Raw genomic sequence first — 19,333 nt, forward strand, 5'->3', positions numbered from 1 at the left:
AAAAATGAGAAAGCCCGCCTCGTGCGGGCTTTTTCATTTGCATCGCCGATCCGGCGCCGCTACGAGAAATTCGCGATTGCATCCGCCCGCGACTGCGCTATCGTGGCGGGATGCGTTCTTGACCCCTGCGCGATGCTCGATCCGACCGACCTGCGATTGCTGTATCAGCTCCGGCCCGCGGAGGCTGGCGATTTTCCGTTTGCCGAGGCGCTGACGCACGGCAACATGGGCGGCTATTACAAGCGCCACGGGCTCGTCTGGCGCAGCGACCTGTTCTTTGCGAGCTGGCGCGAATCCGAAAACTTCATCCTGGAAGCCGACGGCGAGCGGATCGGCGTGCTGCGCGTGACCGAGGAGGGCGATTCGCTGCACATCCGCGACGTGCAGATCGCAGCCGGTCATCGCGGGCAGGGCGCCGGCACCTACATGCTCGACATGTCGCATCGCTGGGCGCGCGCCCGCGGGCTGCACGAACTCCAGTTGCGCGTGTTCGTCGACAATCCGGCCGCGCGGCTCTACCAGCGCATGGGCTACCGCGTCACCGGGCCGAGGCTGGCGCAGCTCGGCTCGATCCGCCACATGGTGCGCCCGGTCTGAGCGCGTAACGGTGCAACGCGGGGCGCAACACGGCGGCGGTCAGCGTGCAGTGCCGAGCGCGTCGTCGTCAGGGGCGTCGTCCGCCGCGATGTCGTTTTCCGCACCGCGATGCTCGTAGCCGCGCAGCATGAACGCGCGCGGGCTTTCGCCGAACGCGCGCCGGAACATCGCTGAAAACGCACTCTGGCTCTGGTAGCCGAGTTCGCGCGCGATATGCGACAGCGGGCGCCCCTGGTTCAACAGCGGAATCGCGCGCGCGAGCAGCGCCTGCTGGCGCCACTGCGAAAAACTCACGCCCAGTTCCTGCTTGAACAGCCGCGAGATCGTGCGCGTGCTTGCGCCGACCTCGCTCGCCCAGTGTTCAAGCGATTCCGCGTGCGCCGGTTGCGCGAGCACCGATTCGCACAGCATGCGCAGCCGCTTCTCGTCGGGCATCGGCACCGCGAGCGGCAGCGGTTCGGCGCGGCTCAGCTCGTCGAGCACGAGCCCGCCCAGCAGCCGTTCGCGGGTGCCGCTCAGGTCGCGCGCGTCGAGCGCGACGATCAGTTCGCGCAGCAAGCCCGTCACCTCGACCACCCGGCATGCGTCGAGCCCGTCCGGCACGACCGACTCGTCGATATACAGCGTGCGCAAGTACGCTTCCTCGACGATCACGACCTCGTGCGTCACGTGCGGCGGCACCCAGATCGCACGGGAAGGCGGCACCATCCAGGTCGTCCCGGTCGTCGCGACGCGCAGCACGCCGCGCGACGCATACGCGAGCTGAGCCCACGCGTGCGTGTGCAGCGGGATCCGGCGGCCGGCATCCACCTGCCGCGCCCGGACACGCATCGGGTGGACGCGGGTCGGCGCGAACTCGGGCGGGATGTCGATGACGTCGTAGGGATTCGATGCGTCGGCTTGGGCAGGCGGATTCATGGACGATTCGGTCGGCGCGGCGGCGATGCCGTTATTTTAGAAGGCGCCGCGCAGGCGCATGCGGCGGTTTTTCGGCCGATAATGCACCGTTCAAATGAACGTTGTATGGGGCCACACGCGTTCCGGCCGGCATAAGCCCGGGCCCGGGCCGGCGCGACGCGTCGTGCCGAAACGAACCATCGTGCCGCCGGCGCGGTCTATCGATGCGGGCGCGTCTTCGCGCGAGCGGCGCCCACGCGCCCCAACGACGCCGGCGCCCGCGGCACGGCCGCGACGGTCCGGCGCGGCAACACCTGAATCGAAGAGGAGAACCACGATGCGCTACGTATTCGTCTACGGCACGTTGAGAGCGGGAGAAGCCAACGACATCGGCCATGCGGCCGCGCGGCACGGGATCGCCGCGCCGACGCTGCTCGGTGCGGCCGCGCTGCCGGGCGAACTGTACGATTTCGGCACGTATCCGGGCATGGTCGCCGGGCCGGCCGGCCCGGCGCTCGTATGGGGCGATGTCTACCAGATCGACGAGCGACTGGTGCCCGTGCTCGACGAGATCGAGCGCGTCTATCCGGGCGTCGACACGCTGTTCCGGCAGGAGCCGGTGACCGTCGAGCTCGGCGGCCGTTCGTATGCGTGCGTCTACTATCCGGTCGCCGCACATGCGGCTGCCGGCCATCCTCGCATCGCGTCGGGCGACTGGGTTCAGCACCGGCGCGAGCGGGAAGTCGCCTGAGCGTCCGCGCGGCGAACCGCCGCGCTGCAAAAGAAAAGCGCCCCGCGGGGCGCTTTATTCATGCCGCCTGGTCGTGCGACCGGCGGCGGGCAGGACAGGGGTGACCCGGTCCGGGCCGTCAGATTTCCTCGTACAGCGGCAGCGTCAGGAATTCGGTGAAGCCTTCCGACGTCGACATCCGTTCGAAGATCGCCGCGGCACGCTCGTACGGCTGCGTGTTGCCGCCGACCGAACGCTTCACGTTGTCGAGCTCGGCCTTCGCGAATTCGCGCACGAGCTCGGCGCTGACCTTGCGGCCGTCGTCGAGCACGCCCTTCGGCGAGAGGATCCACTGCCACACCTGCGAGCGGGAGATCTCGGCGGTCGCCGCGTCTTCCATCAGGTTGTGGATCGGCACGCAGCCGTTGCCGTCGAGCCAGGCGCCGAGATAGTGGATGCCGACGTTGATGTTGTTGCGCAGGCCGGCTTCGGTGATCGGTGCTTCAGGCTGGAAGTCGAGCAGGTTGCTGCCTTCGATCTGCACGTCGTCGCGCTGCTTCGCGATCTGGTTCGGCTTGTCGCCGAGCACCTTGACGAATTCCTCCATCGCGATCGGCACGAGGCCCGGGTGCGCGACCCAGCCGCCGTCGTAACCGTCGGTCGCGTCGCGCTGCTTGTCCGAGCGCACGCCGCCCATCGCCTTGTCGTTCGCTTCCGGATCGTTCTTGATCGGGATCAGCGCGCTCATCCCGCCGATCGCCGGCGCGTTGCGCTTGTGACAGGTCTTCAGCAGCAGCAGCGCGTAGGCGCGCATGAACGGCACCGTCATCGTGATCTTCGAGCGATCGGCCAGGCAGAAGTCGCGGTCGTTCTTGAACTTCTTGATCGCCGAGAAGATGTAGTCCCAGCGGCCGGCGTTCAGGCCCGAGCTGTGTTCGCGCAGTTCGTACAGGATCTCGTCCATCTCGAACGCGGCGAGGATCGTCTCGATCAGCACCGTCGCGCGGATCGTGCCGCGCGGCACGCCGACGGCCTCCTGTGCCGCGACGAAGATGTCGTTCCACAGGCGCGCCTCGAGATGGCTTTCCATCTTCGGCAGGTAGAAGTACGGGCCCGAGCCGCGCGCGATCAGTTCCTTCGCGTTGTGGAACAGGAACAGCGCGAAATCGAAGATGCCGCCGGACACGCGCTGGCCGTCGACCGTCACATGCTTCTCGTCGAGGTGCCAGCCGCGCGGACGCACGATCAGCGTCGCGACCTTGTCGTTCAGCTGGTACGACTTGCCGTTCTGTTCGAGCGAGATCGTGCGGCGCACCGCATCCTTCAGGTTGATCTGGCCGTCGATCTGGTTCGTCCAGCTCGGCGCGTTCGAATCCTCGAAGTCCGTCATGTACGAATCGGCGCCCGAGTTCAGCGCGTTGATGATCATCTTGCGCTCGACGGGGCCCGTGATCTCGACACGGCGGCATTGCAGGTCGGCCGGCAGCGGCGCGACCGTCCAGTCGCCTTCGCGGATCGCCTTCGTGTCGGCCAGGAAATCGGGGCGTTCGCCGGCGTCGAGGCGCCGGGTGCGCTCGACACGGGCCTGCAGCAGCGCCTGGCGGCGCGGCTCGAAGGTGCGATGCAGCGCCGCGACGAGTGCGAGCGCTTCAGGCGTCAGGATCGCTTCGTAACCCGGCTTGATGTCGCCGGTGATCGCCATGCCTTGCGGCAGCGTGATCGGGGTGCTCATGAGTCTCATCTCCTTGGTCGGTCAGTTGCGGTTTCGGTGAAGGGGGAAGGCGGCAGCGCCGCGAACGTCATGCGCCCGGGCCGGGGCGCGCGCGGTTCGCGGGTCTGCCGGACGGAGCCGGGGTGGCGAGGAATGCGAGCAGGTCGGCCATGCCGCTGCCGGTGCCGTCGGGCGTCACGCCGAGTTCCTCGGCGGGCGCGCCCGTGCGGTTGAGCCAGAACGTCGTGTAGCCGAACCAGGCGGCCCCTGCGATGTCCCAGGCGTTCGACGACACGAACACGATGTCGCGCGGGTGCGCGCCGAACGCGGCGGTGCCGAGTGCGTATGCGACCGGGCTCGGCTTGTACGCGCGCACCGCGTCGACCGACAGCACGCGATCGAACAGGCCGGTCATGCCGGCGCTCTTGATCGCGATGTCGAGCATCTCGGGATTGCCGTTCGACAGGATCGCGAGGGGCGGGCGCGGGTCGAGCGCGCGCAGCTTGCGCAGCGCGGGCACCGTGTCGGGATAGGTGGACAGGCACGCGTATTCGTCCATCAGCCGCTTCTCGGCCGCGCTGTTCAGTGCGAGGCCGAGCACGCGCGCGGCGAACCGCAGCGCGTCGAGCGTGATGTCGCGGAACGGGCGATAGCGGGCGCCGGACGGATCGGCGAGCGTGCGCAACTGCGAGTATTCGATTTGCTTGCGTCGCCACAGCTGCGACAACCGGTCCCCGTGACCGGGAAACATCTGCTCTGCCGCGGCCACGACCGCATGCACGTCGAACAACGTGCCGAATGCGTCGAAGAGGATTGCGTCGGGAGAGGAGAGTGTCGTTGTGGCCGACATAGCCTTGCGCTCCAGTTTCAGAGGTCGGGTCGATTCTATTCGTGATAGCAGATGCTAAAAAAGACGCTAATCATCACTTGATCTTTTACTTTCATATACCTAATCTAGGCCGCTTAAGCTATTTGAAGGGCGGGCGCGCCGCCCTTGCGAGTCATGGACCGGTTCAAACAGATCGAAACGTTCGCCGCGGTCGCGGCGAAGGGCAGCCTGTCGGCGGCCGCGCACGCGGAAGGCGTCGCGCCGGCGATCATCGGCCGCCGCCTCGACGCGCTCGAGGAGCGGCTCGGCGTCAAGCTGCTGGTGCGCACGACGCGCAAGCTCACGCTGACTTTCGAGGGTTCGGCCTTCCTCGAGGATTGCCAGCGGATCATCAACGACATGCAGAACGCGGAGGCAAGCGTGTCCGCCGGCGGCGTGAAGGCGAGCGGCCACCTGCGCATTTCCGCGCCAGCCGGCTTCGGGCGGCGCCACGTCGCGCCGCTCGTGCCCGAGTTCAGCGGCGCGCATCCGGACGTGTCGGTCACGCTCGACCTGTCCGACCGGATGGTCGACCTCGTCAACGAGGGGTTCGATTGCGCGGTGCGGCTTGGCGAGTTGCCCGATTCGTCGCTGGTGTCGCTGAAGCTCGGCGAGAACCGGCGCGTGTGCGTCGCGTCCCCCGCGTATCTCGCGCGGCGCGGCACGCCGGCCACGCTCGCGGAGCTCGCGCGCCACAACTGCCTCGCGCTTGCCGCGAACGCGAACCAGCAGCGCGGCTGGGCGTTCCAGGAGGACGACAAGGTCGTGTCGATCCGCGTGAACGGCACGATGGAATGCTCGGACGGCGCGGTGCTGCACGAGTGGTGCCTCGCCGGCTACGGCCTGGCATGGCGATCGTGGTGGGAGGTCGGCGACGACATCGCGGCCGGCCGCCTCGTCAGCGTGCTCGACGCGTTCGCGGCGCCGCCGATCGGCATCCACGCGGTGTTTCCGCAGCGACGCCACCTGCCGCTGCGCGTGCGCCTGTTTCTCGACTACCTGAAACATACATACGAACGGCCCGGGTATTGGGGCGAGTAGGGGCGCGAGCAGGGCGCGCCCGCCCGCGCGTTTCCGATATGAGGGCGAACCCGCTGCCGGCGCCGGTCGCCCGGTTTCGCGCACTACAATCGAAACTGGCATGCGCGATGCGCCGGGGCCGGCCCGCATGGGTTCGCGGCGCGCGCGGTGCGTCTGACGCAGGAGGGCGCGATGTTCCGGCACATCCTCGTTCCAACCGACGGTTCCGAACTGTCGCAGAAGGCGATCGACGGCGCGATCGACCTGGCGCGCGCGGTCGGTGCGCAGGTCACGGCCTACGCGTGCCTGCCGCAGTATCCGTACTCGCCGTTTTCCGAAGTGATCATCGAGCCGCCCGCCGATTTCCGGGCGCGCAGCGAGCGCGAGGCACGCGCGCACCTGGACGACGTGCAGGCGGCCGCCAAGGCGGCCGGCGTCGTCTGCGACAGCTGGACGAGCGTGCATCCGTCGCCGTACCTCGGCATCATCGAGGCGGCCGAACGCGGCGGCTGCGACGTGATCTTCATGGCGTCCCACGGGCGCCGCGGGCTCGGCAGCCTGCTGATCGGCAGCGAAACGCAGCGCGTGCTGACCCATACGAAAATTCCGGTGATTGTCTATCGGTAGACGCGGTGCCGTGTGTGGCCGTATGTGGCCGCGCGGGCGGCGGCACGGCAGCGCCGCTGAAAAAGGGCGCGCCGGACGAAGCCGGCGCGCGTCGTTGCTGGCGGCCGCAGCCGCGCGGCGGGTCGCGCGGGTCACCGCGCGCCTGCCGTCTCCTCCCTGATTGTTGTTCCGTGTGCTGTTCCGTGCGGCCGATGCCGCGCCGTCGCGTGACGGGCGGGCATCGGCGTGGCGCCATCGCGCGTTACGCGACCTTCTTGCCGTCGAAGAACTGTTCGTCTTCGGTCGAGCCGTGCAGCGCGGTCGTCGAGGCTTCGCGCTCGACCGTCTGCGTCACCGCGTCGAAGTAGCCGGTGCCGACCTCGCGCTGGTGCTTGACGGCCGTGAAGCCCTTGTCGGCTGCCGCGAACTCGGCCTGCTGCAGTTCGACGAACGCGCTCATCTGCGTGCGGGCATAGCCGTGCGCGAGATTGAACATCGAGTAGTTCAGCGCATGGAAGCCGGCCAGCGTGATGAACTGGAACTTGTAGCCCATCGCGCCGAGTTCCTTCTGGAACTTCGCGATCGTCGCGTCGTCGAGGTTCTTCTTCCAGTTGAACGACGGCGAGCAGTTATACGACAGCATCTTGCCCGGGAACTGCTTGTGGATCGCTTCAGCGAACTTCTTCGCGTACTCGAGATCCGGCTTGCCCGTTTCGCACCAGACGAGATCGGCGTGCGGCGCATACGCGAGGCCGCGCGAGATCGCCTGCTCGATGCCCGGCTTCGTGCGGAAGAACCCTTCGACCGTGCGCTCGCCCGTCAGGAACGGCTTGTCGTTGTCGTCGATGTCGGACGTGATCAGGTCCGCGGCTTCCGCGTCGGTCCGCGCGACCAGCACGGTGGGCGTGCCCATCACGTCGGCCGCGAGACGCGCCGCCGACAGCTTCGCGACCGCTTCGCGCGTCGGCACGAGCACCTTGCCGCCCATGTGGCCGCACTTCTTCACCGACGCGAGCTGGTCCTCGAAGTGGACGCCCGACGCGCCTGCCTCGATCATCGCCTTCATCAGTTCGAACGCGTTCAGCACGCCGCCGAAGCCGGCTTCCGCATCCGCGACGATCGGCGCGAAGAAATCGACGTAGCCGTCGTCGCCCGGGTTCTTGCCTTCCGACCACTGGATCTGGTCGGCGCGCGTCAGCGTGTTGTTGATGCGCTTGACGACGAGCGGCACCGAGTTCGCCGGGTACAGCGACTGGTCCGGGTACATTTCGCCCGCGACGTTCGCGTCGCCGGCCACTTGCCAGCCGGACAGGTAGATCGCCTTCAGGCCGGCCTTCACCTGCTGCATCGCCTGGTTGCCGGTCAGCGCGCCGAGCGCGTTGACGAACGGCTCTTCGTTGATGAGGCGCCACAGCTTTTCCGCGCCGCGCTTGGCCAGCGTGTGCTCGACGGCGATCGAGCCGCGCAGGCGCACCACATCCTCAGCCGTGTAGCTGCGCTTGATGCCCTGCCAGCGCGGATCGGTTTCCCATTGCTTTTGCAGTTCCTGTGCCTGTTGCTGTCGCGACATGATGAGCTCCTTGATGCGGTGTGTTGCCAGATCGGTCGAATCGGACGGTGCTGATGCTGTTCTCGAAGCGGGGCGGGGTGCGTGCCGTTTCGCGAAGTCTTGTATAAGAGTCTAGGCAAACCGAGCGACGTGAAATAGGGGCTGTCTCAGGAAGTTTGCAAGTTTTTTATCTTTATAAATCAGTATCTTGTGATTTTCATTCCGCAATGAGAAACGATTTTTCCTATCTCGCAATCGGAGGGTTGTGCCGCGCAGCATGATTTTTTACGACGCAAAAAATTTTTCCGCATCGTGAAATGTGGCGCGAGACGAAAAAAAACCGGCGCGGGTGCGCCGGTCTGCTGGATGGGCGGGCGGCCGGGGGGGCCGCCGGGGCGTGCTTACGACGCCGAATTGCTGCGACGCGGGCCGCCGCTGCGCTGGCCGTCGCGACGCGGGCCGCCGTCACGGCTGCCGCTCGGCTTGCCGCTCCAGCCGCCGCCATTGCCGCCGCCGTAGCTGCGGCCGTTGCCGCCATGGCCGCCGCCCGGCTTGCCGCCGAAACGACGACCGCCGTTACCGCCGCCCGGACGGCCGCGGCCGCCGGTGCCGCGATCGTTGCGCGGGGGCGCCTTGCGCGGCTCGAAGCCTTCGATCACGTTGACCGGCAGCGGCGAGCGCACGAAGCGCTCGATGCGCTTGAGCGCACCCTGTTCGGCGTGGTGCACGAGGCTCACCGCGGTGCCCGAACGGCCGGCACGGCCCGTACGGCCGATACGGTGCACGTAGTCTTCCGCGAACTTCGGCAGGTCGTAGTTGAACACGTGCGTGATGCCCGGGATGTCGATGCCGCGGGCCGCGACGTCGGTCGCGACCAGCACGCGCACGCGGCGCTCGCGCAGCGCACGGATCGTGCGGTTGCGCGCGCCCTGCGGCAGGTCGCCGTGCAGCGCGGCCGATTCGAAGCCTGCGTCGGCGAGACGGCCGGCGAGCTGGTCGGCGTCGATCTTGGTCGCCGTGAAGATGATCGCCTGGTCGAGCGCGTCGTCGCGCAGCAGGTGATCGAGCAGGCGATCCTTGTGGTCGCGGTCGTCGACGTAATGCACGGTCTGTGCAATGTTCGCGCGCGATTCGAGACGCTGCTGGATTTCGATGCGCTCCGGATCCTTCAGCAGGCGGCTCGTCAGCGAACCGATCTTGCCGTCGAGCGTGGCCGAGAACAGCATCGTCTGGCGCGACTCGGGCGTCGCGGCGACGATCGTCTCGATGTCGTCGATGAAGCCCATGTCGAGCATGCGGTCGGCTTCGTCGAGCACGAGCATCTTCAGTTCGGACAGGTCGATGCGGCCGCGCTCGAGGTGATCGAGCAGACGGCCCGGCGTGGCGACCAGGATCTCGGGGTTCTTCGCGAGCAGCATCAGCTGCTGGCCGTAGGCGACGCCGCCGAGGATGCTGACCGTGCGCAGGCGCTTCAGGTGCTTGCCGTAGGTCGACGCGGCCGTGGTGACCTGCATCGCGAGTTCACGGGTCGGCGTCAGCACGAGCAGGCCCGGGCGGGCGACGGGCTGCGGGCGGCGCGCACGGCGGTCGCCCTGGTTCGGGTCGCGCGGCGCGCGCGGTTGCTGCGCCTGCGCCTTCTGGAGCTGCGCGAAACGTTCGATCGCGGGCAGCATGAATGCGGCCGTCTTGCCCGAACCGGTCGGGCTCGACACCAGCAGGTCCCGACCGGCGATGCCGGCCGGAATCGCGCGCTGCTGGACCGGGGTCGGCTTGGCGTAGCCGGCGGCCTCCAGCGCGGAGACGATCTCCGGCGACAACCCGAGCGACGCGAAAGTCGGTTCGTCCGACGCCGGTTCGACCGCGGCCGGTGCGGCGGCGTTCTCGAGACCGAGCGCCTGGTCGGCGATCGCGTTGAGCGGGCTGGAGTTGATGCTCGAAGTCATAACAATCCTTGAAACACAGTGGGTGAAACGTCGGCGCCAATCGCGCATACCCAAGTCGTCGGATTCAGCGAGCAAATCGGGAAACGGGTGCAATCCGCCGAACCGTCGGCGGATGAGGCATTAGAAGCTGTTTTGGGTGCGGCGCGCTTCTGGAGCGGGGCCGCCAGCCTGATAAGTGACGACCGCGAGGGTCGAAGCAGGAGGGGACAGGTTCTAAACCGGATTGGAGCTTAACGCTACGAGGCGTCGGGCCGGAACGGCTTGCGAGCCGAGCGCGGGGGTGACGCAGGCAGCATTATAAAGAAATTTGCTGCGCTGCGCCACTGATTTGATTGCCTATTGCGGCGGGCGGGCCAGGTCAGGACGCCGTGCCGTTCTTCAGCGATTCGACGAGCTCGATGTATTGCTGCTTCGCGGCGTCCTGGGTCGTGCCTTTCAGCGCTTCCCATGCGTCGTACTTGTACTTGCCGACGATGTCGGTGAAGCCCGGCTTGTCGCCGTGCGCGTCGCCGTCGGTCGCTTGCTTGAAGAGCGCGTACAGGCGCAGCAGCGTCAGGTTGCCCGGGCGCTCGGTCAGTTGCTTGACGTCGACCTGGGCCTGGTCGAATTGGGCGGTGAGTTCGCTCATCGTGTGTCTCCGTAAGGGTTTCAAGTCGGGCGATCTTAACAAGCGCCGCGCCGCGCGGGGTCGAGCGATCCTTCCAAACCGCCGGCCGCGCGGCGTGCGCATCGCGATCGGGTCCGATCGCCCGTGGGAACGGGGCGCCGCATTACAATGTCGGCCATGACGCAAACAGTGCTCCTCGCCATCGATACGTCGACCGAATACTGCTCGGTCGCGCTGCTGCGCTCGGCTCAGGCCGATGACGCCGTTTCCACCCCGCAAACCTGGGTCCGCCACGAGCTGACGGGCGCCGTGTCGAGCACGCGCGTGCTGCCGGCCATCCAGGAACTCTTCGCCGAGTCGGGCCTCACGTTCGCCGACTGCGATGCGATCGCGTTCGGCGCGGGCCCCGGCTCGTTCACCGGGCTGCGTACCGCAACCGGCATTACCCAGGGTCTCGCGTTCGGGCGCGGGCTGCCGGTCGTGCCGGTCAGCACGCTGCTCGCGTGCGCCGAGCACGCGCGGCTGCGCGCGCCCGGCACGACGCGCGTGCTGGCCGCGCTCGACGCGCGGATGGACGAGGCGTACTGGGCCGACTTCGCGTGGGACGAGCAGGCGGGCGACTGGCGCACGCTGCATCCGGCGTCGCTCGATGCGCCGGGCGCCGTCGGCGTGCCCGATGCGCCGTTCACGCTCGCGGGCAACGCAGCGGCCGCGTTCGGCGCGCAGCTGCCGGCCGCGGCCGCCGCGGCCGTGATCGACGGCGACGCGCTGCCGCATGCGCTGGCGGTCGCGCATGCCGCACTGCGGGCGTTCCGCGCCGGCCGTACGGTGCCGGCCGACCAGGCCGCACCCGAATACGTGCGCGACAAGGTCGCGCAGACCACCGCCGAGCGCATCGCGGCGCGCGCCGCGCAGACGGGCGGGGCGAAAGGATGACGGGCGTATTGTTGAGCGACCGCTATTTGTCGCCGATGACCGACACCGATCTCGACGAGGTCGTCGCGATCGAGCAGGTCGCGTACGAATTCCCGTGGAGCCGCGGCAACTTCGAGGATTCGTTGCGCAACGGCTACTTCGGCGTGTGCCTGCGGCACGTGACGGGCGCGCTCGTCGGCTATTGCGTGCTGATGCCGGTGATCGACGAGATGCACCTGCTGAACCTGTGCGTCACCCCGGCCGCCCAGCAGTCGGGCGCGGGCCTCGCGCTGCTGCGCGAAGCCGTGCGCATCTCGCGCGCGGAGCGGCTCGACGGCATGCTGCTCGAGGTGCGGCCGTCCAATCCGCGCGCGATCCATCTGTACGAGCGCTTCGGCTTCGTGACGATCGGCCGGCGCAAGAACTACTATCCGGCGCGGCATCACAGCCGGGAGGACGCGATCGTGATGCGTCTGACGCTGAACAAGGACGAAGGGGACGCGCATGGCGTGGGCTGAAGCAGCGCTCGAGGAAATGGGGCTCGCGCAGATCTGGGTGCGGCGCGGGCAGCCTGTGGAACGCGGTGAAGCGGGCGAAGCGCCGGCGGCGGCATCCGGCGCGGCGGACGATGTGTCCGCCGTTGCGGCCGCAACCGTCGCGGCAACGCCGCGGGCGGCGGCAGAGCCGCCGCGCGACACGCAGCCGCCTGCGACGCGTGCGTTCGCACGCGACGATACGCCGCCGGCTGGCGGAGCCGCGCGCGATACGTCGCCGGCCGGTGACGCGGGCACGGCGCCGCGTGCCGCGATCGACGACGACCGTGCGTCCGGCAAGCCCGCGCCGGCCGCCGCCGCGGACGACATGCCGCCGCTCACCGAAGACGATTTCGCGTGGTTCGACGCCGCGCCGCCCGGCGATCCGCTGCCGCCGGCCGAATCGCGTCCTGCCGCAACGCCGGTGGCGATGCTCGACTGGGATGCGCTCGCCGCGCGCGTCGCCGGCTGCACGAGTTGCCGTCTGTGCGAGAAGCGTACCAATACCGTGTTCGGTGTCGGCGATCGAGAGGCGGACTGGATGCTGATCGGCGAAGCGCCGGGCGAGAACGAGGACAAGCAGGGCGAGCCGTTCGTCGGCCAGGCCGGCAAGCTGCTGGACAACATGCTGCAGTCGCTCGCGCTCAAGCGCGGCGACAACGTCTACATCGCGAACGTGATCAAGTGCCGCCCGCCCGGCAACCGCAATCCGGAGCCCGACGAGGTCGCGCGCTGCGAGCCGTACCTGCAGCGCCAGGTCGCGCTCGTGAAGCCGAAGCTGATCGTCGCGCTCGGCCGCTTCGCCGCGCAGACGCTGCTGAAGACGGAGGCGAGCATCGCATCGCTGCGCGGCCGCGTGCATACGTACGAAGGCGTGCCGGTGATCGTCACCTACCACCCTGCATACCTGCTGCGCAGCCTGCAGGACAAGTCGAAGGCGTGGGCCGACCTGTGCCTGGCGCGCGACACGTTCCAGCGGGCGGAGGGCGCCGACGCCAACGGGCCGGCCGGACAATGACGCGCGGCGCGGCGTTCGTGTTCGTCGATACGCTGCACGATGCCGCGGTTCGCGATCTGGGCTGGCTCCTCGCGAGCCCGAGCCTGCTCACCGCGGCGCCCGGCGCGCCGCTCGCGCATCCGTGGTCGGATGCGGTCGAACGGGTGGCCGTCGAAGCGTGGCTCGTCGCGCTCGATGCCGCGCCCGAGCCGCTGCACCGTGCGCTCGACGGGCTGCGGCCCGTGCGACTCGGCCGCTATGCGGAATGCCTGCTCGAATACTTCCTCACACACGGGCCGTCGCTGCGGCTCGTCGCCGCCAACCTGCCGCTGCGCAGCAACGGCAAGACGCTCGGCGAGGTCGATTTCCTCGTCGATGCGCCGGGCGGGCAGCGCCTGCACTGGGAACTCGCGGTGAAGTGCTATCTATGCGCGCCGGTGGACGGCGACGCATCGCTCGCGGATTTCGTCGGGCCGAATCTCGTCGACCGCCTCGATCGCAAGCGCAGCCGGCTGCTCGAGCATCAGCTGCGGCTGAGCGATCGCCTCGGGTTCGCGCTGCTCGGCTACGGGGCGCCGTCCGATGCGCAGATGTTCATCAAGGGCTGGCTGTTCTATCCGCACGGCGTGCCGCTGCCGCCGGTCGCCGCGGAAATCGCGGCCGATCATCCGTGCGGGTTCTGGCTCACGCATGCGCAGTGGCCGGCCTGGGCGGCCGCGCAACCCGACGGCTCGGCGTGGAACGTGCTGCCGCGGTTGGCATGGCTCGCGCCACGGCGGGTGGCGGCCGACGCCGCGCCCGAACCACTCGCGCATTCGCTTGAGTTGCCGTCCGTATTGACGGCGCGCCAGGCGCCCGCGCTGATCGGCGTGCATCGACAGGACGGCAACGGCGCATGGCGGGAGACGGCGCGCGGCTTCATCGTGCCGGACGACTGGCCCGCGCGTGCGCGGGCGTTTGCCGCGCAGGGCGACTGAAACCGCGTCAGCCGGCCCTTACCACCAGCGATGGAAGTGATGGACGGGGCCGACGCCCTGGCCGACGTCGAGCTGGCCGCTCGCGGCGATCGCGCCGGTCAGGTAGGCCTTCGCTTCGCGCACCGCGTGCTCGAGATCGGGCTGCTGCGGCAGCAGCGCGGCGATCGCCGACGACAGCGTGCAGCCCGTGCCGTGCGTGTTGCTGACCGGCACGCGCGTTCCGTCGAACCGCACCGCATGCGTCGCATCGACGAGCCAGTCGGGGCTCGCCGCCGCGTCGGGCAGGTGGCCGCCCTTCATCAGCACGGCGCGCGCACCGGTCTTCAGCAGCGCGTGGCCTTGCCGGACCATGTCGTCTTCGGTCGTCGCGGGCGTGTCGCCAAGCAGGGCCGCTGCTTCGGGCAGGTTCGGCGTGACGACGGTCGCGAGCGGCAGCAGCGCGTCGCGCAATGCGTCGACCGCGTCGGGCGCGAGCAGCGCGTGCGAGCTCTTCGAAATCATCACCGTGTCGAGCACGACGAAGCGCGGCGCGTAACGCCGCAGCGCGTCGGCCACCGCATGCACGATCGCCGCGTTCGCGAGCATGCCGATCTTGACCGCGTCGATGCGGATGTCGTCGAACACCGCGTCGAGCTGCGCGGTCACGAACGCGGCGTCCGGCGCGTGCACGCCGGTCACGCCGCGCGTGTTCTGCGCGGTCAGCGCGGTGATCACGCTCGCGCCGTATGCGCCGAGCGCGGAGAAGGTCTTGAGGTCGGCCTGGATGCCCGCGCCGCCACCCGAGTCGGAGCCGGCGATCGTCAGGACGTTGGGTATCGGGTGCGTCATGATGGCAAGGCGCCGGTTGGAAGACCGGCGCCGGCGGACGGAAACGGAACCAAGGCGAAGTGTAGCGTCAGTGCCGCGCTTCGCCGATCAGTGCGACCGAGTCGAACTGACGCTGGTTCGCCTGGTGGCGGCGCATCACGAGCCACATCGTCAGGCAGACGAACGTGCCGAACAGCACGATCACGACGCCGACCGGCACGTCGAGCCAGACCAGCACCGCGTACAGGCACAGCATCACGAGCACCGACAGGTTCTCGTTGAAGTTCTGCACCGCGATCGAATGGCCGGCCGACAGCAGCACGTGGCCGCGATGCTGCAGCAGCGCGTTCATCGGAACCACGAAATAGCCGGACAGCGCGCCGACGCAGATCAGGAAGATATACGCGACGATCAGGTACACCGGCAGGCGCAGGTGGCCGAAGTGCACGGCCCAGTGCGACGGGAACAGGTCGCGCGTGTAGAACGCCATCAGCATGACCGCGATGCCCATGATGATGCCGACGGGCAGCACGGTGAGCGACTTCTTCAGCGGGATCCGTGCGGCGGCGGCGATCGCGCCGCCCGCGACGCCGACCGCGACTACCGCCTGAAGGATCGCGCCTTCGGACAGCGACATGTTGAGCGAGACTTCGGCCCACTTCAGCACGATGAACTGCAGCGTCGCGCCCGCGCCCCAGAACAGCGTCGTGACCGCGAGCGAGATCTGGCCGAGCTTGTCGCGCCAGAGCACCATGAAGCAGTCGGCGAAGTCGGTGAGGAGCTTGACCGGGCCGCGCTCCTGCTTCGGGTAGCGCGCGCCGGTATCGGGGATCCGCAGGTTGAACATCGCGGCGATCACGTAGATCGCCATGATGATCACCATCGCCGCTTCGGCAGGCGTGGCGATCCAGGCCGGCGTGTGCGCGATCACGTGCGACGCGATGTGCGGGCTGATCAGCGCGCCGCCGAGCACGGTGCCGAGGATGATCGAACTGACGGTCGTGCCTTCGATCCAGCCGTTCGCGGCGACGAGCCGGTCGGCCGGCAGCAGCTCGGTCAGAATGCCGTATTTCGCGGGCGAGTAGGCCGCGGCGCCGAATCCGACGATCCCGTACGCGATCAGCGGGTGGGCGCCGAACAGCATGATCAGGCAGCCGACCACCTTGATCGAGTTGGTGATGAACATCACGCGGCCCTTCGGGCGCGAGTCGGCGAACGCCCCGACATACGCCGCCAGCACCACATAGGACAACACGAAGAACAGCTTGAGCAGCGGTGTCATCCAGTTGGGGGCGTGGAGGTCTTTCAGCAGGGCGATGGCGGCGATGAGAAGCGCATTGTCGGCCAACGACGAGAAAAACTGCGCGGCCATGATGGTGTAAAAACCTTTTTTCATCTGATGCGATGCTTTCGTCGCTGCGGCAGGGCCGCGTAGGCCGCCTGGTATGCGATCGGCTTATTCCGTTCGAAATGGGTTGTGCGCACGGCTTTATAACACGAAAATACGGCAGTTCGGACTAGCAAGATTCCCCGATCGTTCCGCAAATTGTCGGCTTCGGTGCTCAAAAGGCGCGGTAAGCTGCTGATTCGCAAGCGTCTTTACGTAAATTTCCCATGCCGCGCCCGATCTCCGCCACCATCCATACCGCCGCTCTCGCGAACAATCTCTCCGTCGTCCGCCGATTTGCCGGCCCGTCCAAGGTCTGGGCGGTCGTCAAGGCCAACGCATACGGCCACGGTCTCGCGCGCGTGTTTCCCGGCCTGCGCGGCACCGACGGCTTCGGCCTGCTCGATCTCGACGAGGCCGTGAAACTGCGCGAGCTCGGCTGGGCCGGCCCGATCCTGCTGCTCGAAGGGTTCTTCCGCTCGACCGACATCGACGTGATCGACCGCTACAGCCTGACGACCACCGTCCATAACGACGAGCAGATGCGGATGCTGGAGACGGCGCGGCTGTCGAAGCCCGTCAACGTGCAGCTCAAGATGAACAGCGGGATGAACCGGCTCGGCTACGTGCCGGAGAAATACCGCGCCGCGTGGGAGCGCGCCCGCGCGTGCCCCGGCATCGGCCAGATCACGTTGATGACCCATTTTTCGGACGCCGACAACGAGCGCGGCGTCGCCGAGCAGTTCGCGACCTTCGAGCGCGGCGCGGCAAACATCGCCGGTGCGCGCAGCCTCGCGAATTCGGCGGCGGTGCTGTGGCATCCCGATACGCACTTCGACTGGGTGCGGCCGGGGATCGTGCTGTACGGCGCATCGCCGTCGGGGCTGTCGGCCGACATCGCCGACACGGGGCTGAAGCCCGCGATGACGCTCGCGTCCGAGCTGATCGCGGTGCAGACGATCGCGAAGGGGCAGGCGATCGGCTACGGCTCGACGTTCTCCGCGCAAGCGCAGATGCGCATCGGCGTCGTCGCGTGCGGCTACGCGGACGGCTATCCGCGCGTCGCGCCCGAAGGCACGCCGGTGATCGTCGACGGCATCCGCACGCGGATCGTCGGCCGCGTATCGATGGACATGATTACCGTCGACCTGACGCCGTGCCCGCAGGCCGGCGTCGGCGCGCGGGTCGAGCTGTGGGGCAACACGCTGCCGATCGACGACGTCGCGCGCCATTGCGGGACCATCGGCTATGAACTGATGTGCGCGGTTGCCGGCCGCGTACCGGTGCGCGCGGAATAAGGGCAGCACGCGTGGCCAAACAGAAAACCGTCTACGTCTGCAGCGAGTGCGGCGGACAAACCCCGAAGTGGCAGGGGCAGTGCCCGGCGTGCCAGGCGTGGAACACCCTCGTCGAATCGGTCGCCGAGTCGCCGGCCGCCCATCGCTTCCAGTCGCTCGCGAAGCGCGCGCCCGTACAGCGCCTCGTCGACATCGAGGCGGCCGACGTGCCGCGCTTCTCCACCGGCATCGGCGAATTCGATCGCGTGCTGGGCGGCGGGCTGGTCCCGGGCGGCGTCGTGCTGATCGGCGGCGATCCGGGTATCGGCAAGTCGACGCTGTTGCTGCAGTCGCTCGCGGACATCGCGAGCGAGCGGCGCGCACTCTATATCAGCGGCGAGGAATCGGCCGCGCAGATCGCGTTGCGCGCGCAACGGCTCGCGCTGCTCGACGGCGGCGCGCCGGCGGCCGAACTGAAGCTGCTCGCCGAGATCCAGCTCGAGAAGATCCAGGCCGCGATCGACGCGGAACGGCCGGACGTCGCCGTCATCGACTCGATCCAGACCGTCTATTCCGAAGCGCTGACGTCGGCGCCCGGTTCGGTGGCCCAGGTGCGCGAATGCGCGGCGCAGCTCACGCGCATCGCGAAGCAGTCCGGCACCGCGATCATCATGGTCGGGCACGTGACGAAGGAGGGCAACCTCGCCGGCCCGCGCGTGCTCGAGCATATCGTCGACACGGTGCTGTACTTCGAGGGCGATACCCATTCGTCGTTCCGGCTCGTGCGCGCGTTCAAGAACCGCTTCGGCGCGGTCAACGAACTCGGCGTGTTCGCGATGACCGAGCGCGGGCTGCGCGGCGTCGCGAACCCGTCCGCGCTGTTCCTGTCGCAGCACGAGCAGGTCGTGCCGGGTTCCTGCGTGCTCGTCACGCAGGAGGGCACGCGCCCGCTGCTCGTCGAAATCCAGGCGCTCGTCGATACGGCCCACGTGCCGAACCCGCGCCGGCTCGCGGTCGGCCTCGAGCAGAACCGTCTCGCGATGCTGCTCGCGGTGCTGCACCGGCACGCGGGCATCGCGTGTTTCGACCAGGACGTGTTCCTGAACGCGGTGGGCGGCGTGAAGATCACCGAACCGGCCGCCGACCTCGCGGTGCTGCTCGCGATCCATTCGTCGATGCGCAACAAGGCGTTGCCGAAGGGCCTGATCGTATTCGGCGAAGTGGGGCTGGCGGGCGAGATCCGGCCGTCCCCGCGCGGCCAGGAACGGCTGCGCGAGGCCGCGAAGCTCGGCTTTACCGCCGCGCTGATCCCGAAGGCGAACGCGCCGAAACAGCCGATCGAAGGACTGAACGTGATGGCCGTCGAGCGGATCGAGCAGGCGATCGACCGCGTGCGCGATCTCGAATGACCGTGCGTGGCCGGCCCCCGCGCGTGCCGGCCGGACGCGATCTGTCGCGTAATTGGTTGTAAAGGATATGTAGGCCTCTGTAACCCGCCGGACATTGCTTTTCCCTATCCTTGGTCGGATTGTCGAACCGCGCAATGCGAAGGGAACCTATGTTTGAACAGTATGGGGAAACGCCGAGCGGACGCAGTTACAACCTGCGCGGCTGCCGCGTGTCGGAGCCGATCGTTCAGCCGTGGGGCGGCGGATGCCGGATCGTCGAGTGGATCGACGACGAAGGGCGCCTGGCGCGCCGGGTGGTGTCCGAGGACGTGACGGAAGCGGAGGTGGCCGCGGCGATCCGCCGGCCGACCGAAGGGCGGCGTCACCTGATGGGGGATGACGAACAGATGCCGCGCGATACGTTGCCGCGGCGTTGAGCGGGCGGCGCGGCAGACGGACGGTCGCCGCAACGACGTCAAACGCGACGATGACAAAGAGGCCGGGCCTGGGCGCCCGGCCTTGTC

19 protein-coding genes are annotated in these 19,333 nt (G+C 68.3%); 11 read left to right on the plus strand and 8 right to left on the minus strand.

Annotated elements, in window-relative coordinates:
• Window positions 1-132 precede the first annotated feature (132 nt).
• Entirely contained in the window at window positions 133-597 is a 465-nt protein-coding gene (locus tag U5771_RS08220; RefSeq protein ID WP_322023646.1) for a GNAT family N-acetyltransferase, read from the plus strand.
• Window positions 598-636: 39 nt separating this feature from the next.
• Here U5771_RS08220 and U5771_RS08225 read toward each other — a convergent pair whose 3' ends face one another.
• Window positions 637-1,515, minus strand: a complete 879-nt coding sequence (locus tag U5771_RS08225; protein ID WP_322023506.1) for a helix-turn-helix transcriptional regulator — start codon at window positions 1,513-1,515, stop codon at window positions 637-639.
• 316 nt (window positions 1,516-1,831) lie between these two features.
• On the opposite strand from U5771_RS08225, the gene U5771_RS08230 reads away from it, so the two are divergent.
• The gene (locus tag U5771_RS08230; RefSeq protein WP_322023507.1) at window positions 1,832-2,245 is read left to right on the plus strand and encodes a gamma-glutamylcyclotransferase family protein; all 414 of its coding nucleotides are present in this window, start codon (window positions 1,832-1,834) and stop codon (window positions 2,243-2,245) included.
• 118 nt (window positions 2,246-2,363) lie between these two features.
• Here U5771_RS08230 and aceB read toward each other — a convergent pair whose 3' ends face one another.
• Window positions 2,364-3,956, minus strand: a complete 1,593-nt coding sequence (gene aceB, locus U5771_RS08235; RefSeq protein WP_322023508.1) for a malate synthase A — start codon at window positions 3,954-3,956, stop codon at window positions 2,364-2,366.
• Between the two features lie 67 nt (window positions 3,957-4,023).
• Window positions 4,024-4,785, minus strand: a complete 762-nt coding sequence (locus tag U5771_RS08240; protein WP_322023509.1) for a haloacid dehalogenase type II — start codon at window positions 4,783-4,785, stop codon at window positions 4,024-4,026.
• A gap of 153 nt (window positions 4,786-4,938) precedes the next feature.
• Here U5771_RS08240 and U5771_RS08245 point away from each other — a divergent pair, with 153 nt between their 5' ends.
• Together U5771_RS08245 and U5771_RS08250 are read left to right on the plus strand one after the other, a co-directional pair.
• Window positions 4,939-5,844 (plus strand): LysR family transcriptional regulator, encoded by a 906-nt coding sequence (locus tag U5771_RS08245; protein WP_059529255.1) that lies wholly within the window; start codon window positions 4,939-4,941, stop codon window positions 5,842-5,844.
• A gap of 171 nt (window positions 5,845-6,015) precedes the next feature.
• Complete coding sequence (locus U5771_RS08250) at window positions 6,016-6,450, plus strand: universal stress protein (protein WP_057929788.1); 435 nt, start codon at window positions 6,016-6,018, stop codon at window positions 6,448-6,450.
• A 241-nt stretch (window positions 6,451-6,691) separates the two neighbouring features.
• Here U5771_RS08250 and aceA read toward each other — a convergent pair whose 3' ends face one another.
• The 3 genes from aceA to U5771_RS08265 all read right to left on the minus strand — a co-directional run bounded on the left by aceA (window position 6,692) and on the right by U5771_RS08265 (window position 10,549).
• The gene (gene aceA / locus U5771_RS08255; protein ID WP_322023510.1) at window positions 6,692-7,999 is read right to left on the minus strand and encodes an isocitrate lyase; all 1,308 of its coding nucleotides are present in this window, start codon (window positions 7,997-7,999) and stop codon (window positions 6,692-6,694) included.
• A 380-nt stretch (window positions 8,000-8,379) separates the two neighbouring features.
• A complete protein-coding gene (locus U5771_RS08260; RefSeq protein WP_322023511.1) occupies window positions 8,380-9,921 on the minus strand; it encodes a DEAD/DEAH box helicase in 1,542 nt (513 codons plus the stop codon).
• 358 nt (window positions 9,922-10,279) lie between these two features.
• A complete protein-coding gene (locus U5771_RS08265) occupies window positions 10,280-10,549 on the minus strand; it encodes an acyl-CoA-binding protein (protein WP_044847954.1) in 270 nt (89 codons plus the stop codon).
• Window positions 10,550-10,696: 147 nt separating this feature from the next.
• Between U5771_RS08265 and tsaB the strand changes: the two genes are divergently transcribed.
• From tsaB to U5771_RS08285, 4 genes are read left to right on the plus strand one after another with little or no spacing between them, the layout of a single operon-like run.
• A complete protein-coding gene (gene tsaB / locus U5771_RS08270; RefSeq protein WP_322023512.1) occupies window positions 10,697-11,464 on the plus strand; it encodes a tRNA (adenosine(37)-N6)-threonylcarbamoyltransferase complex dimerization subunit type 1 TsaB in 768 nt (255 codons plus the stop codon).
• On the plus strand, window positions 11,461-11,961 hold the full coding sequence (rimI, locus tag U5771_RS08275) for a ribosomal protein S18-alanine N-acetyltransferase (protein ID WP_322023513.1): 501 nt from the start codon (window positions 11,461-11,463) through the stop codon (window positions 11,959-11,961). Before tsaB ends, rimI begins: the two co-directional genes overlap by 4 nt.
• Entirely contained in the window at window positions 11,948-12,994 is a 1,047-nt protein-coding gene (locus U5771_RS08280; RefSeq protein WP_322023514.1) for a uracil-DNA glycosylase, read from the plus strand. The genes rimI and U5771_RS08280 overlap by 14 nt, the downstream gene beginning before the upstream one ends.
• The gene (locus U5771_RS08285) at window positions 12,991-13,950 is read left to right on the plus strand and encodes a DUF1853 family protein (protein WP_322023515.1); all 960 of its coding nucleotides are present in this window, start codon (window positions 12,991-12,993) and stop codon (window positions 13,948-13,950) included. The genes U5771_RS08280 and U5771_RS08285 overlap by 4 nt, the downstream gene beginning before the upstream one ends.
• A gap of 18 nt (window positions 13,951-13,968) precedes the next feature.
• Here the strand turns inward: U5771_RS08285 and thiD are convergent, their stop codons facing one another.
• Complete coding sequence (gene thiD / locus U5771_RS08290; protein ID WP_322023516.1) at window positions 13,969-14,778, minus strand: bifunctional hydroxymethylpyrimidine kinase/phosphomethylpyrimidine kinase; 810 nt, start codon at window positions 14,776-14,778, stop codon at window positions 13,969-13,971.
• A 67-nt stretch (window positions 14,779-14,845) separates the two neighbouring features.
• A complete protein-coding gene (gene lplT / locus U5771_RS08295) occupies window positions 14,846-16,153 on the minus strand; it encodes a lysophospholipid transporter LplT (RefSeq protein WP_322023517.1) in 1,308 nt (435 codons plus the stop codon).
• 218 nt (window positions 16,154-16,371) lie between these two features.
• Here lplT and alr point away from each other — a divergent pair, with 218 nt between their 5' ends.
• The 3 genes from alr (at window position 16,372) to U5771_RS08310 (ending at window position 19,246) form a co-directional block, all read left to right on the plus strand.
• A complete protein-coding gene (gene alr / locus U5771_RS08300; RefSeq protein ID WP_322023518.1) occupies window positions 16,372-17,442 on the plus strand; it encodes an alanine racemase in 1,071 nt (356 codons plus the stop codon).
• Between the two features lie 11 nt (window positions 17,443-17,453).
• Window positions 17,454-18,830: a DNA repair protein RadA gene (gene radA, locus U5771_RS08305; protein ID WP_322023519.1), complete on the plus strand. Its 1,377-nt coding sequence runs from the start codon at window positions 17,454-17,456 to the stop codon at window positions 18,828-18,830.
• A 149-nt stretch (window positions 18,831-18,979) separates the two neighbouring features.
• Entirely contained in the window at window positions 18,980-19,246 is a 267-nt protein-coding gene (locus tag U5771_RS08310) for a DUF2866 domain-containing protein (protein ID WP_322023520.1), read from the plus strand.
• Window positions 19,247-19,333: the final 87 nt, after the last annotated feature.

Source organism: Burkholderia sp. BCC1977, assembly GCF_905339595.1.
Classification (GTDB): domain Bacteria; phylum Pseudomonadota; class Gammaproteobacteria; order Burkholderiales; family Burkholderiaceae; genus Burkholderia.

Coding starts and splice junctions, on each gene's coding strand:
- aceA (WP_322023510.1), bottom strand. CDS start 7,999: ATGTCGCGACAGCAACAGGCACAGGAACTGCAAAAGCAATGGGAAACC.
- U5771_RS08265 (WP_044847954.1), bottom strand. CDS start 10,549: ATGAGCGAACTCACCGCCCAATTCGACCAGGCCCAGGTCGACGTCAAG.
- U5771_RS08260 (WP_322023511.1), bottom strand. CDS start 9,921: ATGACTTCGAGCATCAACTCCAGCCCGCTCAACGCGATCGCCGACCAG.
- U5771_RS08220 (WP_322023646.1), top strand. CDS start 133: ATGCTCGATCCGACCGACCTGCGATTGCTGTATCAGCTCCGGCCCGCG.
- U5771_RS08230 (WP_322023507.1), top strand. CDS start 1,832: ATGCGCTACGTATTCGTCTACGGCACGTTGAGAGCGGGAGAAGCCAAC.
- U5771_RS08285 (WP_322023515.1), top strand. CDS start 12,991: ATGACGCGCGGCGCGGCGTTCGTGTTCGTCGATACGCTGCACGATGCC.
- aceB (WP_322023508.1), bottom strand. CDS start 3,956: ATGAGCACCCCGATCACGCTGCCGCAAGGCATGGCGATCACCGGCGAC.
- U5771_RS08280 (WP_322023514.1), top strand. CDS start 11,948: ATGGCGTGGGCTGAAGCAGCGCTCGAGGAAATGGGGCTCGCGCAGATC.
- U5771_RS08225 (WP_322023506.1), bottom strand. CDS start 1,515: ATGAATCCGCCTGCCCAAGCCGACGCATCGAATCCCTACGACGTCATC.
- U5771_RS08245 (WP_059529255.1), top strand. CDS start 4,939: ATGGACCGGTTCAAACAGATCGAAACGTTCGCCGCGGTCGCGGCGAAG.
- thiD (WP_322023516.1), bottom strand. CDS start 14,778: ATGACGCACCCGATACCCAACGTCCTGACGATCGCCGGCTCCGACTCG.
- U5771_RS08310 (WP_322023520.1), top strand. CDS start 18,980: ATGTTTGAACAGTATGGGGAAACGCCGAGCGGACGCAGTTACAACCTG.
- U5771_RS08250 (WP_057929788.1), top strand. CDS start 6,016: ATGTTCCGGCACATCCTCGTTCCAACCGACGGTTCCGAACTGTCGCAG.
- tsaB (WP_322023512.1), top strand. CDS start 10,697: ATGTCGGCCATGACGCAAACAGTGCTCCTCGCCATCGATACGTCGACC.
- U5771_RS08240 (WP_322023509.1), bottom strand. CDS start 4,785: ATGTCGGCCACAACGACACTCTCCTCTCCCGACGCAATCCTCTTCGAC.
- lplT (WP_322023517.1), bottom strand. CDS start 16,153: ATGAAAAAAGGTTTTTACACCATCATGGCCGCGCAGTTTTTCTCGTCG.
- rimI (WP_322023513.1), top strand. CDS start 11,461: ATGACGGGCGTATTGTTGAGCGACCGCTATTTGTCGCCGATGACCGAC.
- alr (WP_322023518.1), top strand. CDS start 16,372: ATGCCGCGCCCGATCTCCGCCACCATCCATACCGCCGCTCTCGCGAAC.